The 13,769-nt window shown below is 66.1% G+C and carries 23 protein-coding genes and 2 tRNA genes; 15 read left to right on the top strand and 10 right to left on the bottom strand.

Annotated features, from left to right (window positions below; genetic code table 11):
- Positions 1-58 precede the first annotated feature (58 nt).
- The 5 genes from QE381_RS14125 to QE381_RS14105 all read right to left on the bottom strand — a co-directional run bounded on the left by QE381_RS14125 (position 59) and on the right by QE381_RS14105 (position 3,689).
- On the bottom strand, positions 59-853 hold the full coding sequence (locus QE381_RS14125) for an inositol monophosphatase family protein (protein WP_307219151.1): 795 nt from the start codon (positions 851-853) through the stop codon (positions 59-61).
- Between the two features lie 18 nt (positions 854-871).
- Entirely contained in the window at positions 872-1,921 is a 1,050-nt protein-coding gene (locus tag QE381_RS14120; protein ID WP_307219149.1) for a hypothetical protein, read from the bottom strand.
- Between the two features lie 194 nt (positions 1,922-2,115).
- Positions 2,116-2,200: transfer RNA gene (locus QE381_RS14115), tRNA-Tyr, on the bottom strand.
- An 83-nt stretch (positions 2,201-2,283) separates the two neighbouring features.
- On the bottom strand, positions 2,284-3,204 hold the full coding sequence (locus QE381_RS14110; protein ID WP_307219147.1) for a PfkB family carbohydrate kinase: 921 nt from the start codon (positions 3,202-3,204) through the stop codon (positions 2,284-2,286).
- A complete protein-coding gene (locus QE381_RS14105; protein WP_307219145.1) occupies positions 3,201-3,689 on the bottom strand; it encodes an FBP domain-containing protein in 489 nt (162 codons plus the stop codon). The genes QE381_RS14110 and QE381_RS14105 overlap by 4 nt, the downstream gene beginning before the upstream one ends.
- 48 nt (positions 3,690-3,737) lie before the next feature.
- Here QE381_RS14105 and QE381_RS14100 point away from each other — a divergent pair, with 48 nt between their 5' ends.
- Positions 3,738-4,226: a YajQ family cyclic di-GMP-binding protein gene (locus QE381_RS14100; protein ID WP_307219143.1), complete on the top strand. Its 489-nt coding sequence runs from the start codon at positions 3,738-3,740 to the stop codon at positions 4,224-4,226.
- Here the strand turns inward: QE381_RS14100 and QE381_RS14095 are convergent.
- Both QE381_RS14095 and QE381_RS14090 read right to left on the bottom strand, forming a co-directional pair.
- Positions 4,223-5,407, bottom strand: a complete 1,185-nt coding sequence (locus tag QE381_RS14095; protein ID WP_307219141.1) for a site-specific integrase — start codon at positions 5,405-5,407, stop codon at positions 4,223-4,225. The two genes, QE381_RS14100 and QE381_RS14095, sit on opposite strands and share 4 nt — an antisense overlap.
- Positions 5,397-6,002: a helix-turn-helix transcriptional regulator gene (locus QE381_RS14090; protein WP_307219140.1), complete on the bottom strand. Its 606-nt coding sequence runs from the start codon at positions 6,000-6,002 to the stop codon at positions 5,397-5,399. The genes QE381_RS14095 and QE381_RS14090 overlap by 11 nt, the downstream gene beginning before the upstream one ends.
- A 91-nt stretch (positions 6,003-6,093) precedes the next feature.
- On the opposite strand from QE381_RS14090, the gene QE381_RS14085 reads away from it, so the two are divergent.
- The 6 genes from QE381_RS14085 (at position 6,094) to QE381_RS14060 (ending at position 8,307) form a co-directional block, all read left to right on the top strand.
- A complete protein-coding gene (locus tag QE381_RS14085; protein WP_307219138.1) occupies positions 6,094-6,285 on the top strand; it encodes a helix-turn-helix domain-containing protein in 192 nt (63 codons plus the stop codon).
- 2 nt (positions 6,286-6,287) lie between these two features.
- On the top strand, positions 6,288-6,548 hold the full coding sequence (locus QE381_RS14080) for a hypothetical protein (RefSeq protein ID WP_307219136.1): 261 nt from the start codon (positions 6,288-6,290) through the stop codon (positions 6,546-6,548).
- Positions 6,549-6,579: 31 nt separating this feature from the next.
- A complete protein-coding gene (locus QE381_RS14075) occupies positions 6,580-6,960 on the top strand; it encodes a hypothetical protein (RefSeq protein WP_307219134.1) in 381 nt (126 codons plus the stop codon).
- Between the two features lie 5 nt (positions 6,961-6,965).
- Complete coding sequence (locus tag QE381_RS14070; protein ID WP_307219132.1) at positions 6,966-7,286, top strand: hypothetical protein; 321 nt, start codon at positions 6,966-6,968, stop codon at positions 7,284-7,286.
- A 44-nt stretch (positions 7,287-7,330) separates the two neighbouring features.
- Positions 7,331-7,404, top strand: a tRNA-Arg gene (locus QE381_RS14065).
- 78 nt (positions 7,405-7,482) lie between these two features.
- Positions 7,483-8,307 (top strand): helix-turn-helix domain-containing protein, encoded by an 825-nt coding sequence (locus QE381_RS14060; protein WP_307219130.1) that lies wholly within the window; start codon positions 7,483-7,485, stop codon positions 8,305-8,307.
- A 216-nt stretch (positions 8,308-8,523) separates the two neighbouring features.
- On the opposite strand, the gene QE381_RS17955 is transcribed toward QE381_RS14060, so the two are convergent.
- The gene (locus QE381_RS17955; RefSeq protein ID WP_373426951.1) at positions 8,524-8,856 is read right to left on the bottom strand and encodes a Bro-N domain-containing protein; all 333 of its coding nucleotides are present in this window, start codon (positions 8,854-8,856) and stop codon (positions 8,524-8,526) included.
- On the opposite strand from QE381_RS17955, the gene QE381_RS14055 reads away from it, so the two are divergent.
- The 8 genes from QE381_RS14055 to QE381_RS14025 all read left to right on the top strand — a co-directional run bounded on the left by QE381_RS14055 (position 8,855) and on the right by QE381_RS14025 (position 12,792).
- Complete coding sequence (locus tag QE381_RS14055; RefSeq protein WP_307219128.1) at positions 8,855-9,013, top strand: hypothetical protein; 159 nt, start codon at positions 8,855-8,857, stop codon at positions 9,011-9,013. The two genes, QE381_RS17955 and QE381_RS14055, sit on opposite strands and share 2 nt — an antisense overlap.
- Complete coding sequence (locus tag QE381_RS14050) at positions 9,010-9,210, top strand: hypothetical protein (RefSeq protein ID WP_307219127.1); 201 nt, start codon at positions 9,010-9,012, stop codon at positions 9,208-9,210. Before QE381_RS14055 ends, QE381_RS14050 begins: the two co-directional genes overlap by 4 nt.
- Positions 9,207-9,407, top strand: a complete 201-nt coding sequence (locus QE381_RS14045) for a hypothetical protein (RefSeq protein ID WP_307219127.1) — start codon at positions 9,207-9,209, stop codon at positions 9,405-9,407. Before QE381_RS14050 ends, QE381_RS14045 begins: the two co-directional genes overlap by 4 nt.
- Positions 9,404-9,604 (top strand): hypothetical protein, encoded by a 201-nt coding sequence (locus QE381_RS14040; RefSeq protein WP_307219127.1) that lies wholly within the window; start codon positions 9,404-9,406, stop codon positions 9,602-9,604. The genes QE381_RS14045 and QE381_RS14040 overlap by 4 nt, the downstream gene beginning before the upstream one ends.
- A complete protein-coding gene (locus tag QE381_RS14035; RefSeq protein ID WP_307219126.1) occupies positions 9,601-10,434 on the top strand; it encodes a hypothetical protein in 834 nt (277 codons plus the stop codon). The genes QE381_RS14040 and QE381_RS14035 overlap by 4 nt, the downstream gene beginning before the upstream one ends.
- A gap of 73 nt (positions 10,435-10,507) precedes the next feature.
- A complete protein-coding gene (locus QE381_RS17950) occupies positions 10,508-10,951 on the top strand; it encodes an HNH endonuclease (RefSeq protein WP_373426950.1) in 444 nt (147 codons plus the stop codon).
- Between the two features lie 117 nt (positions 10,952-11,068).
- Positions 11,069-11,326, top strand: a complete 258-nt coding sequence (locus QE381_RS14030) for a hypothetical protein (protein ID WP_307219124.1) — start codon at positions 11,069-11,071, stop codon at positions 11,324-11,326.
- Positions 11,327-11,340: 14 nt separating this feature from the next.
- Positions 11,341-12,792 (top strand): hypothetical protein, encoded by a 1,452-nt coding sequence (locus QE381_RS14025; RefSeq protein WP_307219122.1) that lies wholly within the window; start codon positions 11,341-11,343, stop codon positions 12,790-12,792.
- A 21-nt stretch (positions 12,793-12,813) separates the two neighbouring features.
- Here the strand turns inward: QE381_RS14025 and QE381_RS14020 are convergent, their stop codons facing one another.
- Positions 12,814-13,023, bottom strand: a complete 210-nt coding sequence (locus QE381_RS14020) for a hypothetical protein (RefSeq protein ID WP_307219120.1) — start codon at positions 13,021-13,023, stop codon at positions 12,814-12,816.
- Positions 13,024-13,414: 391 nt separating this feature from the next.
- Positions 13,415-13,615, bottom strand: coding sequence for a hypothetical protein (locus QE381_RS14015; protein ID WP_307219118.1), 201 nt, complete (start codon positions 13,613-13,615; stop codon positions 13,415-13,417).
- Positions 13,616-13,769: the final 154 nt, after the last annotated feature.

Genomic DNA, 13,769 nt, shown 5'->3' with positions numbered 1-13,769 from the left:
GATGGTAACGAATGGATAAACCCTACTCCCCCGAGGCTGAGAACGCCATCCGCGATTCTCACTCGACGATGATCTCGGTGAGTCGTGCGAACAGGTCGGGACCCGCCGCGATCGTCATCGACCGGCCCGCCGCCGCGCCGCCGATCCCGCCGACCCGACCGCCCGCCTCGGTGACCATCAATGCGCCCGCCGCCATGTCCCACGGGTGCAGCCCCCGCTCGAAGTAGCCGTCGAGCCGCCCCGCGGCGACGCCCGCCAGGTCGAGCGATGCCGCGCCGATACGACGGATGTCGCGCGCCAAGGGCATGACCTTCGTCAGCCGCGCGAGGTCGCCCGCGTGGGTCGCGGGGTCGTAGCCGAAGCCTGTCGCGAGAAGCGCGCCGGCGTCCGAGACGGGGTCGTTCACCGCCAGGCGGCGATCTCCGAGCCACGCCCCCTCGCCCTGGGCGGCTCGGAACAGATCGCCCACGGCCGGGTTGAAGACCACCCCGGCCAGCGCCGTCCACGCGGCGGGATCGGGCCGGCCCGACACGATGCCGATGCTCACGGCGTAGGCGGGGATCCCATAGGCGTAGTTGACGGTTCCGTCGATCGGGTCGACGACCCAGGTCAGACCGCTGCGCGACTCGCCGGCACCGGACTCCTCGCCGAGGAACCCGTCGTCGGGACGCTCGGCCGCGATGCGATCGCGGATGAGCGACTCGACCTCGCGGTCGGCCTCGGTCACGATGTCGGCCAGCGCGGACTTCGTGGCCGCGATCGACACCCCCTCGCGGCGCCGCCGGGCGGCGAGCTCCCCGGCCTCCCGAGCGATGTCGACGGCCAACTCCAACAGCGCGGGGGATGCGGTCACCCCACCCACGCTACGGGATCAGCGCGGCGGCAGCGGCGGGGGCGGCGGGTATCCCTGATGACCGGGCGCGCCCGCGGCCGGGTCGATGGGCGGCGGCACGGGCGCCTGCGGCACGACCGTCTCCTCGGGGGTCTGAGGGCGCGGGTGCGCGGTCGGCGCCGTCTGCTCGACGACGGGAGACTCGGCCGGCGGGTTCCACGCCGACGGCTCGGACGGGACGATGCCGGGCTGATGCTGCGGCTGCGCCGCGTAGGCGGCATCAGCCATGGGCGACGCCGTCGGCGCCGCGATCTGCACGGCCGTCGTCGCGTAGGCGGTGGGGTAGCCGGTGTAGTAGGCGTTCCAGTCGGGGTTGCCGTCCGGGAGGATCGGCAGCGGCGTCACGCCGTCCGCATACGTCGGCCAGGCACGCGACGCTTCCGGCCGCGGCTTCTTGGGCGCGAACAGGACGTTGACGAGCGGGACGAGGGCGGTCCCGAGCGCGGCCAGGATCGTCACCGCCACGACGAGACGCCAGTAGATCTCGTGGAAGCGGAGCCACTCGTTGAGCATGAGCGGCAGCACGAGCATGATCGCGAGAAGCCCGACCAGGCCGATCGTGATGTAGCCGACGACGCGGGTGAACGTCGTCGGATAGCGGTCGATCGCCTTCACGTAGAGCCGCACGTGCAGGAGCGCCAGCTGCAGCACGAGCACGATGACGAGGAAGGAGAAGAATCGCAGCGCGCCCGAGTATCCGTACGACCGCGCGGACTCCGGCATCCACGTCATGAAGGCGCCGATGAGCAGCGCGAGCACCCAGCTGGACATGCTGACCAGTGCGAACCACACGGGTCGCCGGGGGGCGAGGTGCGCCTCGAGGATCGCGACCCCGCCGAACGCCGCCAGCAGGAGGATCGTCAGGAACGCACGGCCGATGATCCCGTTCTGCGTGCCGATGATGACCCAGACGACGCTCACGAGCGCGGCGGCGATGAGCGCACCGATGGCCACCCAGATCGCGGCCCGGAAGAGCTTCGACGAGCCCAGCTCTTCGGATGTCGTCGGCGGCTGTGGTGCGGTCGTCACGTCGATCGTCCTCCCCTGCGGGGCATCTGACCCGCTCCGCCCATCCTGTCACGGGGTGCCGCGGGGGCAGAAGATCTGTCCACATCCACGCCCCGGCGTGACCCCCGCCGGGCATGCGGGCGAGCACGCCCGGCGACCACGCGACGCCGGCGAGGGGAAACGGAAAAGCCCCCGGTTAAGGGGGCTTTTCGCGGTGGTGGCAGGTGAGGGATTCGAACCCCCGAAGTCTAAGACGGCTGATTTACAGTCAGATCCCTTTGGCCGCTTGGGTAACCTGCCAAGGCGCACCCGCCCGGCTTATCCAGTCGACCGGAGGCGCGATTTTCAATGTTAGCCGCCGATCCTCGTCCATGGAAATCGGGTCAGCAGACGGCGTCCTCCGCGGCCAGGCCGCTGAGCGCGGAGGGCAGCCGCAGCAGCGCACCCTCGAACCGGCAGGTCGCGGCGGCGACCTGCATGGCGGTCGCGAGCACGGTCGTCCACTCCTCGGACGAACCGGGCATTCCCGACTGCAACGAGGCGACGGCCGACGAGAGGACCGCATCCCCGGCACCCATCGTGTCGATGACGGGCCCCGGCGCCTCCGCGATCGGCATCGACACCTCGACGCCCGGCGCGAACACGCTCGCGCCCTGTGCGCCCCGCGTGGCGAGGACGGCCGTCGCGCCCACATCGAGGAGCGCGCGGGCGAGATCGTCGAGAGGCTCGCCGTAGAGCAGCTCCGCGTCGTCGTCGCCGACCTTCACGAGGTCGCAGGAGGCCGCCGCGCGCTCGAAGCCGCGCACGAAGGCGGCGCGGTCGCGCATCATGCCCGCGCGCGGGTTCGGGTCGAGGGCGACGAGGGCGGGCGCGTGCTCGATGACCGACACGAGCTCGGCCGTCTGCTCCTCGTCGTCGAACGGGAAGCAGCTGATGACGGTGACCGCGGCGCCGGAGACGACCGACCGCTCGGCCTCGCCGAAGTGGATGCGGCGCGCCTGCGCCGCCGCGTTGAACTCGTAGACGGGCTCGCCGTCGACGCGCGTGCTGACCGCGCGGGACGAGCCGAGCGGGGACGGCGTCGCCACGAGGTCGACGCCGTAGTCGTCGAGGTAGGAGCGGATGCGATCCCCCGCCTCGTCCTCGCCGACCATGGCGATGAGCGTCGTGGGCAGCCCCAGACGCGACAGGCCGACGGCGACGTTCAGCGCCGCCCCGCCGACGAACTCGCGCACTCCGCTCTCATCACGCAGCTCGTCGATCAACGCATCGCCGATCACGACAACTCGCCCGGTCTCGGTCACTGGTCTCCCTCTGTGGTCGTCACGCGTGCGACGAAACGCTCGGCACGCGATCGTGTGCCGTCGATGCGACGGTCCACGCTGGCTCGGATCTCGCCCGGCGCCAGCGGCGCCGCAAGTCTCACATTCTCATGACAGGACAGGTCGGCGCACATGTATGTGCCGATGCCCGATCCGGATGCGTCCGGACGCTGCGCCGTGAACAGGGAGACCTGGTTCCCCGGCTGCATCGTATGACACACGTTGCACATCGCCGACCTCGCCCGACCCGACGCGTCCGCGGCCCGCAGCGCGACCCCCACGGCGCGGCCGTCGAGCTCGACGATGAGATACCCGCGCCCCCGCATGCGCGGGTCCCGCCACGCGAGGAAGTCGAGGTGGTCCCAATCGAGCAGGAGGAAGTCGTGCGGCAGGCCGATCTGGCGACGATCGTCGTCGTCGAGCCCCACGAGACAGTCCCGGATCTGCTGCTCGGTGAGGGGACGCATCCGCCAAGTCTATGAAGTCGGCGACGGGCGCGCCGGTAGACTCGGGCCATGGCAGACTCCTCGTTCGACATCGTCTCCAAGATCGACCGCCAGGAGGCCGACAACGCGCTGAACCAGGCGCGGAAAGAGGTCGAGCAGCGCTACGACTTCAAGGGCACCGGTGCCTCCATCGCCTGGAGCGGCGAGTCGATCCTCATCACCGCGAACACCGAGGAGCGCGCAGCAGCGGTCCTCGACGTGTTCCAGTCCAAACTCATCAAGCGCGGCATCTCGCTGAAGAGCCTCGACTCGGGCGAGCCGACGGCATCCGGCAAGGAGTTCCGCATCGTCTCCACCCTCAAAGAGGGCATCTCGCAGGAGAACGCGAAGAAGATCGGCAAGATCATCCGCGACGAGGGCCCTAAGTCGGTCAAGAGCCAGATCCAGGGCGATGAGCTGCGCGTGAGCTCGAAGTCCCGCGACGACCTGCAGGAGGTGCAGCGCCTGCTGAAGGCCGCCGACCTCGACGTCGACCTGCAGTTCACCAACTACCGCTAACGCAAGCCTCTGACCTGGGGTTTTCCCGGCCCAGTCCGCCCAGAGTCCGCAAGAGCCGCCACTGAGGACATGAAGTCCGCGGTGGCGGCTCTTGTCTTGTCTTCAGCGGACGGCCACAGGTGGCTGTACGTGTTGAGCGTGATCGACGGCTGAGAGTGCCCAAGCGCGCGCTGCACCGTCACAACATCGCAGCCGGCGGCGATGAGGTTGGAGGCGTACGTGTGCCGCAGCGTGTGCAACGTGACTTCTTCCGGCAACCCAACGGCCTTACGGATCCGCCGCCACTCATCCCCCGCGTTGTTGCGATGCCAAAGACGACCGAGCGGCGTCAAGAACAGCATCATGCCGGGGTCGGTCAGCCCCTGTTGCGAGACGTGTGCAGATAGGGACGCCGTGAGGTCACCCGGCACGTAGACCGTCCGCTCACTGCCGTACTTCGGGGGCACGAGCTTCGCGCCCTCGTTCGTGGCACCTTGCACCTGCCGTCGCACATCGATGGACCGCCCAAGGAAATTCACGTCGCCAACCTGAAGGCCCGCGGCCTCACCGAGCCGCAGCCCCGCGAACAGGCACACCTCGACGAACGGGCGGAACTCCCCCGCCGCCTCGAGAACCTGCACGATCTGCTCCGGGGTGAGAATCCGCATCGCGACCTCAGCCCGCCGTGCTCGCGGAGGCTTCACATTCGCGGCAGGGTTCGACGCAATGAGCTTGTCCTGCACAGCGGCACGGAAGGCCATCTGCACGTAGTTGAGCCTGGTCCGCACCGTGGTCGGCGCGAGACCACGCTTCACCTCAGCCGTGACCCACTTCTGCACATGCGCGGGCAGGATCTTCGACAACGGCGTCGACCGCCACGGCACGCTTCGCGTAGCCGTCTGCGCAGCCTCGACCGTCCCATCCACCCACGTCTGCCGAGTCGCCCACAGCTCGACCCATTCATCCCAGGTGAGCGAACCTGCACGCGGATCCACGTACTGCCCTGTCACAACGGACGCGGTGACCTCATCCAGCCATCGCTGAGCGTCGCGCTTCAGCTCGAAGTGACGTGCGTGCTCCTTGCCTTCCGCGTCACGGTACCGGGCGCGCCACTGCTTCCCGACCCCGTAACGGCTGCTGCGTTCACGCCGGCCGTCGTCGCTGCGCACATGCCAGCGATCTTCAATGTAGCTACTCGGCATCAGCCTCCCCATTCGCTAACCCGTCGAGCGTGAACCAATACCGCTTGGGCTGGGTCGTGCCCGCCAGCTCAGCGATGCGGTCCAGATCGCTCAGCGTCACCTCAGTGGGGTATGGATCGCGCTGAGGATCGGTCGCGACCTCGGCAGCCCATCTAGCGACAGCCTCCACCGGGTAGCAGTAAACCCGCATGTTCTCCAGCGACTCGGCGACTGCGGGGTCATCGGCAGTAGGCCGGGCTTCGAGTTCACGCGCGACCTCAACGCCTGAACCATAAGTGCTGAGCGAGTGCACCGTGTCGGTCATGGCTTGAGCCAGCCCGTCAGCGACCGAAGTGAGCTGGCGCACCATCTCTTCGATCCCGGAACCGCGCGTCATCTCCTCCAGCCGGCTCCCCAGCACCTCCGCCAAGACACGAGCCTCTCCAAGGCGGATCGGTCGCTGTCCCTTCTCGGTACGACTGACCGTCATCTGCGAGTAGTTGTCGAAGCCGCGCTCGGTCATCCGCCTTGCGAGCTCGCTCTGACTCATACCCCGCCGCTCGCGCAGGACGGCCATGTTTCGGGCGAAGTTGGCCTCGTCGTCGCGCTCACTCATAAGAATCATTCTTCCACATTCTCGTGGACGGTTGCACATTTTGTGGAGATGCATTACTGTGGGACTCATCAATCCTGATTGGGAGGTCACCATGACTGACACGCTCACGACCAGACCGCGCTTCTACTTCGTGGACGAGGCCGCGGCCGAGCTGCGGAGGAGCCCCGCTTCCCTGCGCTGGATGCTCCACACCGGCCAGATCAAGTCCGGCAAGATCGGCGGGCGCACCGTCATCGCCGCCTCAGAGATCGAACGCATCATCAGCGAGGCGTTCGCGGACTAGAGATGCACCGCCCCAACCGTGGCGCTGAAGCATCGCGCGACGAGTACTACCGCCTGACATACCGCGACCCCACCGGAGAGACGGCCGTGCGGAACCTCATGGGACGCACCGTGCAGATCACCTGGGAGAACGGCTTCACCCTCTACGTCAGCACCGACGACATCCAGCCGTACCTCGATCAACTCGAGTTCCGAATGTCCCGCAAGGCACACGTCTGGGGACACAAGAAAAAGACCCCTGCGCCAACAGGGGTCCAGAGCTAGAACACCGAACCGCTAAGTAAGGAGAACCAGCATGTCTATCCAAGCACACACCTCGGACATTCACCCCGAGATCGCCGCGCCGGCCTGGGCTACCGACCGTCACCTCGAAGACGACGGCCACGCCATGGTCGACCAGCACGAATACGAAGACAACAACGTCTCCGTCACCCTGAGCGTCACGCACAGCTTCACGTCCCACGGCGTACGAGCACACAAGGAGCACGCGTTCATCTCATGGGCGAACCTGTGGCCCGGTGAATGCGTTGCCGTCGAAGAGATGACCGTGTTCATCGAAGATCTCCCCGAGGTCGCGGCAGTACTCCTCCGCGCGTACGAGAGAGCGACGACGGCACGAACCGTCACCCGCGCTGCCGGCGTTGACGACCACCTCCGCACGCTGGACGAGGAGTGACCGACATGGGCACCGTCAACCACCGCATCCGGCCGGGCTACGACGTCACCCTCGCGATGATCGAAGGCACCGAAGTGCGATCACTCTGCGCCATATCATTCGTCCCCACCGTGCAGGTAGGCACTTCCGGTCTCGCGACCGATCCCACGGCACCCGACTGCCCGGAATGCCAAGACCTCTACGACATCACCCGTGAGGCCTGGGAAGCCAAGAAACGCAGGAACGCCGCCAACCGCGACCTCTACGCCGCGAAGAAGCGTTACCGCGAGCGGGTCGACGAGATCCTCAAAGCCCGCGAACACCAGGGCGAGCCAGTTCATCATTGACCCCTCCCTGTGAGGTGCCGCGTATATCGCGGCACCTCGTCCCCGCGCGCGTAGCTCAGCGGACAGAGCGCCGGGCCTTCTATCCCGGGCGTCGCCGGTTCGACTCCGGCCGCGCGCTCGCACACACAAACCCAATAAACACGGGCCGGGTTCCTCCACGGAGCCTGGCCCGTCACATACCGAATGGAGGTGACCAGTGAAGAGCACCGACGGATTCGTGATGCTGCCCAACTGGCTCATCGACGACAGCGACCTCACGCTGCACGAACTGGCGATCTACATCGTCCTGCTGCGGTTCCGTAACCCGCAGACAGGGAAGTGGACCGTCGGCATGACGACCATTGCGGATCGCGCACGAGTCTCCCGGGAGACGGTCAAGCGCACGATCCCCAAACTCGAGCAGCGCGGATTCATCAGCGTTCGCCGCGCGAAGCACGAGGGACGCAACGAGGTCAACGAGTACACCGTGGCCGTTCCGTCACGCACAGCGCCCGAAGACATGTGGGCTCGAACGGCCCGCGGACAGCGGATCCCCAAGCGGAAAAGTAGGCACTCCGAGTGCCTACCTGCGGATGCAGAAACAAATAGTAGGCACTCCGAGACACCGGGTAGGCACTCCCAGACCCCAGGGGTAGGCACTCCGAGTGCCACTAAGAAGACCACTCTTCAGAAGATCAATACATCAGATTTAACGTCCGCTTTGAAAAGCGGACCCGAGGATGTCTCTTTCGATCTTCCGGACGATTCAGCAACCGAGAAGCAGGTCACGCTTCTCCGCGACCTCGCTATCTGCATCACCTGGCACATCCCAAACGACGAGATGATCGCCCGCTGGCGAAAGCTCACGAAGAAGCAGGCGTCCGAACAGATCCGCCAGTACCTGAAGAACGTCGGCATGGCAGGCAACTGGGACGGACCCGACGAAGGCACACCACTCTTCGATGAACTCAGCCAGGCCACGAAGGACTGGTACTTCAACGGCGCGGTACCCGCGCATCTCGAATGGGATGCAGCCGCATGAGCATCGGACCCCACCGTGTCTGGCTCGAGACCTGCGGCGGGTGCATCCCGTGGACCCGAGTCGTGGAGCACCCGACCAGTCGAGAACCCATTGTTCAGGCACTCCACGAAGACACATGCGACGTGTTCCCGCGCCTTCAGCGCATCGACACACAACAGGCAGAAAGGCACCCCCGATGATCCGCTCCGTGATGCTCTGCGACCGCTGCGATGCGATCTACGTCCCCGAGGGCGCTCGGCCCGCACTCCGCCAACTCAGCCGTCTTGCACACCGCGATGGATGGAACTCGCCCGTACGACGAATCTGCGGCAACACCTCATGCGTCACCCAACGCTGGAACGGACGAACCTTCGGCGAGCGACTGATGAACATGAGCGCGTACAGCCCTGGTTCGTTGACGACAGCCATCCGTTGACGCCCACCAAGGGTGTCCACCGCCGTGGATGCCCTTTCATCGGCGGCGAGCTGTGCAACCGCGTCACGGTACTTGCTGATTCCCAGCACGTCGCAGGCGTCCTTCGCAACAAACCACGGCTCACCATCGACCATGACGGTGCGGACCCGCTGGCACTACAAATCGAACTTCCTCGGCAACCGCGACCTGCTCGCCGTGGCACACCTGCTCACCACCGACGACTGGCGGATCCGTATCGACGGGTGGCCGCACTCAGTACGTATCTCGATCATCCGAAAGGACACCGAATGAGCATCTACAACACCCTCGGATTCGAGGACCCGGAAACCGGCGCGCAGGTATTCCAGCGGGCCGCCGATGCCGCCGCGGAACGGAAACGGCACGCCGCCGCACTCATCCAAGCCGAACACGACCGCAAAGCCGCTATCCAGCAGGCCGGCGCGGACATCTTCACCCAGCTCCTCAACCAGAACGGAACGAACGAATGAGCATCTACAACACCCTCGGATTCGAGGACCCGGAAACCGGCGCGCAGGTATTCCAGCGGGCCGCCGATGCCGCCGCGGAACGGAAACGGCACGCCGCCGCACTCATCCAAGCCGAACACGACCGCAAAGCCGCTATCCAGCAGGCCGGCGCGGACATCTTCACCCAGCTCCTCAACCAGAACGGAACGAACGAATGAGCATCTACAACACCCTCGGATTCGAGGACCCGGAAACCGGCGCGCAGGTATTCCAGCGGGCCGCCGATGCCGCCGCGGAACGGAAACGGCACGCCGCCGCACTCATCCAAGCCGAACACGACCGCAAAGCCGCTATCCAGCAGGCCGGCGCGGACATCTTCACCCAGCTCCTCAACCAGAACGGAACGAACGAATGAGCATCTACAACCCCGAGACCCTCAACCACCTCAACGCCCGCGACCTGATCGACCGGGCCTACCAGGCGGCAGGACTCACCGCCCCGAACCGGGTATCGGCGTTCTCCGCCCTGCTCCGTGAAGAACCGACCGCGCACGACGTCGCCGTGAAGTACGCCACCCTCGCCGTCGACGGGGAACGCGACGCGAAGAAGCTCCTCGAGGACGCGATCCGTGACACCGCCCGCGCGACCGCTGCTGACAGTCTCCGCGACATCGTCAACCGCACCATCGACGCGATCGCGCTTGAGCGCATCGACACGCTCCGTGAGAAGGCCACGAAGGACCTCACCCGCCCGTTCAATACCGTGACGAAGCGACTCACGGACGCAGCGAAGAAGCTCGACCACAAGGACCCCCTCAACAGGGAGATCGCGTTCGACCAGGACACGACCGAGGCGTTCAAGGAGGCACAGGCCGCGCTTGCAGCCCTGGCCGCGTTCACGTTCGCTGCCCCGAACCACATCGACTACGTGAACGCGCGCGCGTCCCGCATCCTCGCCATCGTCGACGTGCCGGTCGTGGACACCCCCGCATCCGCTGTCAGGGGCGCGCTGAACGGCCCCCGCCCGGTGAAAGACGCCGACACCGGACGCCGCAACACGATCAAGTGGCTGTTGGTCGACGCTGACCGCGACATCGACCGCACCCTCATCCGCATCGCACGAGGCGAATACCAGGGGGTGACCTTCAGCCTCGCCACCCCGGAAGCCCTCGAACGGCGTACACGGTCCGCGCAGATGGCAAACAGGGTCACCATCCTCGCCGAAGAACAAGCCGTCATCCTCTGACCACCCCCGGTGGGGCTGGCCGACGTGCCGGCCCCACCCCGACCCAGCCACACACTCACCGGAGGCCCACGCGATGTCACGCACAGCAACCCGAACATGGCGGCAGATCGCACGCGCCATCCGAGAAGAAGGCCGGAAACACAACCTCCCCTGCCACCTATGCCGGGGAGCCCTCGGACCCATCGACTACCGAACCCAGGCAGAAGCAGACCGAGACGCACGCGCAGACGGGCGGTGGTGGGAAATCGGTCAACCACGACCGCTCGCATTCCACGCAGACCACATCATCGCCCACGCGGCAGGCGGAACCGACAGCCGCGAGAACGCCGTGCAATCCCACGCCGTATGCAACGAACGCGCCGGCGCGAAACAGGCACCGCGGACAACACGACAGCCACGACAGAAAGCAACCGCCGGACTATGGGTGCCCAAGACAAACGAAGGCGAAACACTCGCAGGCTACGCGGTACCAGGCACCGAGACACCCACCCACATCTTCACCACCCCAGGGGGCTGACCCTCCCGCCCCCACCCCAGCGCACACCCGCAGGCCCAGGAGATACCTCCAAGGGCTTCCCACCACCAAGCGGGGCGCTGTGAGCCGTTCTGCGGCCCTTTCAGAAGGAGTAACCACATGGAAGACACGACACAGATTCGGTCGATGCTGCGGGCCATCACGGACCATCCTGACGATGCAACGGCACGGTTGCGGGCGCTGCGGGAGATCGTCGCGGCCCGTCTTGACGCGACGGACTCGGCTCGGGAGACGGGGACTCTTGCCCGTGTGATGCTCGACATCGAGGCGGCGTTGCGTTCGCTCGACGGGGCTGGTGCTGCGGTGTCGTCGGTGGATGAGTTGTTGAAGCGGCGAGCGGCTCGAGGTGCGAAGTGAATGGGCTTCTGGGGGTGCAGACGCCGACGTTTGAGGTGGTCCCGGTGATCGCTGATGCGTCGACTGCGGACGATGCTGTGGAGCTCGCTGCGACGGCGGGTGTGACGTTGTTGCCGTGGCAGGCGGAACAGGTGCGCCGCATTCTTGGGCTTCGGGTTGATGGTGAGTGGGCTGCGACCCGCTACGGCCTGGCTGTGGCGCGTCAGTCGGGTAAGGGTGTGGTGCTTGAGGTGGTGACGCTCGCGAAGGCGCTGCTGTTGCGTGAGCGGGTGCTGTGGACTGCGCATGAGGTGCGGACCATGCAGGAGTCGTTTCAACGGTTCCGGGCGATCCTCGACGCGTCCGCGGAGCTGTCCGCGTTTGTCGACACGGTTCGGACCGCGAACGGCCAGGAGAAGATCGTGTTCACGAACGGTGCTGAGGTGAAGTTCACCGCCCGGTCGAAGTCCGCGACCCGTGGCCTCGGGTTCCGCACGATCATCGCTGATGAGGCGCAGGAACTGGACTACCTGACGATGGGTGCGATGATGCCCACGCTTTCCGGGCAGGGTGACGCCAGGACGCAACTGATCCTCACCGGCACGCCACCGTATTCGGCGAAGGGTGAGTTCTTCGCGGACATGCGAGCTGCCGCGTATGCGGGCGGGGACGACCGGCTCACCTGGTCGGAGTGGGCTGCTGCCCCTGGGGACGATCCCACCGACCGGGCGGTGTGGCGACGCACGAACCCGTCACTGGGCGTTGTGATTCGGGAGGACAAGATCGTGGACGAGTGGCAGGCGATGCAGGCACGCCCTGACGTGTTCCGTCGTGAACGTCTCGGAGAGTGGGGCCGCTCGGGTGACACAGCCCTGGCGTTGGATGAGCACAGATGGGCTGCGGGGCGCGTGCCTCGGGAGTCGTGGCCGGCCCGTGATGAGGCGTACACGTTCACTCATGGTGACGTGCGCGTGATCGGTGTCGACTGCACCTACAACACGGAGATGACGACGCTCACTGAGGTTGTGCCGCTCGAGGGGAACCGTATCGGGTTGCGTGTCCTGGCTGCTGCGCCGGGCCTTGAGTGGGTTGCTGACACGCTCGCTCGGGTGCGTGCCGCGTCACCGCACGTTGTGGTCACGTTCGACCCGATCCGTACGGGTGACCTGACGGGCGATCTCCGCGATGCCGGTATCCGTGACGTGGAGCGCCGGAAACGCGTTGTGGCGGCTTCTGGCCGTGATCTGACGCTCGCGTGCGAGGCGCTGGTGCGACATGTCCGCGAAGGCCGGGTGCTGCATTACGACCCGCGTTTGGATGCTGCTGCTGCCGCCGCGACCCGTTCCACGTTCGACGACGGGAAGGGTTGGAAGCTTGTCGGCGTCAACGGTGCTGACGTTTCCCCGCTCATCGGCGCGGCGCTCGGTGTGCGTGCCCTCCGTGAGCACACGCGACGGAAGGTGCAGCGCCGGCAAGTGCTCCTGTAACCGGCGCTGCACCTGCTGCCGCTACTTCCTGACGTCGATCGATCCGGGCTGCGTCCCACCGGCCGCCAGCCGGTAGGCGTATGCAAGTTCGCGGATCGTCCCGGCGTGGTTGTACAGCGGCACGCCGCTCGTACGTGTTGCGGCGATGGCATCCGTCACGGCGTCGAAGATCGCAGTCTGCGCCTTCGCGCGAGCCTCGCGGGCCGACTCGGAATCAGTGGTCTCGGACATTGGTCCCCCTCCAAAGGTTTCGGTGACCGCTACCCTGCCACGGGGGTCGGACAACCGGGACAGAAACCCTACGGGGATGTCGTGGGAGCGGCGTAGTCTCTGGCGCGTGAGCCCTGAAACGTTGCTTGAGATTCAGCTGTCGGCTGTGTGCTGTCGCGAGCGGTTCACAGTTGATCCTGGTCCGGTGATCGCTGATTTGCGGTCGCGTGCCGGTGGTCGCGCTGAGTTGCTTGACCGGACGGTGGGATCGTGGGTTGGGTACTACGGCGAAGCGGAGACGCGTGTGTTGTGTGAGGCGTTGCTAAATGCATTTCCCGCGGCTGCCCGGTACGTCACGGATGGGGCCGAGATGCGCGGGCGGGGTATCCACGGAACTAGCTAAGTCCGCTTGTCAGTGGTTGCGCGCATCTCGCTGTCGTCGCCGCTCGATTTCAGCATCGATGCTGCCATTCGCTAGACGGATCTCGTGCTCGCGGAGCGCGTCAACAACGGCCATTCTGATGATTAGGTAAGTCACCCAAAGGCCAAGGCCCACAAGCGCTACGTACACAATCAGTGCAACGAAGATCACAGTTCCGGTCACTTCCCCCATGCGGGTGACTGTAGCCGCGCCACAGTCGTTGAAACTAGGGACGAGTCCGCAAAGAGTCCGCAATATCCTCAATCCAGCACCAATACGGCCAATCACCAACCGTCAATAAATCCCAGGTAGAGACGCCAATCACTATCGCCCCCAACTCCGAGCA

Origin of the sequence: Microbacterium sp. SORGH_AS_0888 (genome assembly GCF_030818905.1) — a bacterium.
GTDB lineage: Bacteria > Actinomycetota > Actinomycetes > Actinomycetales > Microbacteriaceae > Microbacterium.
The sequence above is the reverse complement of the archived record's forward strand: the minus strand, read 5'-3'. Positions and strand labels throughout refer to the sequence as shown.

Coding starts and splice junctions, on each gene's coding strand:
- QE381_RS14105 (WP_307219145.1), bottom strand. CDS start 3,689: ATGCGTCCCCTCACCGAGCAGCAGATCCGGGACTGTCTCGTGGGGCTC.
- QE381_RS14100 (WP_307219143.1), top strand. CDS start 3,738: ATGGCAGACTCCTCGTTCGACATCGTCTCCAAGATCGACCGCCAGGAG.
- QE381_RS14095 (WP_307219141.1), bottom strand. CDS start 5,407: ATGCCGAGTAGCTACATTGAAGATCGCTGGCATGTGCGCAGCGACGAC.
- QE381_RS14090 (WP_307219140.1), bottom strand. CDS start 6,002: ATGAGTGAGCGCGACGACGAGGCCAACTTCGCCCGAAACATGGCCGTC.
- QE381_RS14085 (WP_307219138.1), top strand. CDS start 6,094: ATGACTGACACGCTCACGACCAGACCGCGCTTCTACTTCGTGGACGAG.
- QE381_RS14080 (WP_307219136.1), top strand. CDS start 6,288: ATGCACCGCCCCAACCGTGGCGCTGAAGCATCGCGCGACGAGTACTAC.
- QE381_RS14075 (WP_307219134.1), top strand. CDS start 6,580: ATGTCTATCCAAGCACACACCTCGGACATTCACCCCGAGATCGCCGCG.
- QE381_RS14070 (WP_307219132.1), top strand. CDS start 6,966: ATGGGCACCGTCAACCACCGCATCCGGCCGGGCTACGACGTCACCCTC.
- QE381_RS14055 (WP_307219128.1), top strand. CDS start 8,855: ATGACGGTGCGGACCCGCTGGCACTACAAATCGAACTTCCTCGGCAAC.
- QE381_RS17955 (WP_373426951.1), bottom strand. CDS start 8,856: ATGGTCGATGGTGAGCCGTGGTTTGTTGCGAAGGACGCCTGCGACGTG.
- QE381_RS14050 (WP_307219127.1), top strand. CDS start 9,010: ATGAGCATCTACAACACCCTCGGATTCGAGGACCCGGAAACCGGCGCG.
- QE381_RS14045 (WP_307219127.1), top strand. CDS start 9,207: ATGAGCATCTACAACACCCTCGGATTCGAGGACCCGGAAACCGGCGCG.
- QE381_RS14040 (WP_307219127.1), top strand. CDS start 9,404: ATGAGCATCTACAACACCCTCGGATTCGAGGACCCGGAAACCGGCGCG.
- QE381_RS14035 (WP_307219126.1), top strand. CDS start 9,601: ATGAGCATCTACAACCCCGAGACCCTCAACCACCTCAACGCCCGCGAC.
- QE381_RS17950 (WP_373426950.1), top strand. CDS start 10,508: ATGTCACGCACAGCAACCCGAACATGGCGGCAGATCGCACGCGCCATC.
- QE381_RS14030 (WP_307219124.1), top strand. CDS start 11,069: ATGGAAGACACGACACAGATTCGGTCGATGCTGCGGGCCATCACGGAC.
- QE381_RS14020 (WP_307219120.1), bottom strand. CDS start 13,023: ATGTCCGAGACCACTGATTCCGAGTCGGCCCGCGAGGCTCGCGCGAAG.
- QE381_RS14015 (WP_307219118.1), bottom strand. CDS start 13,615: ATGGGGGAAGTGACCGGAACTGTGATCTTCGTTGCACTGATTGTGTAC.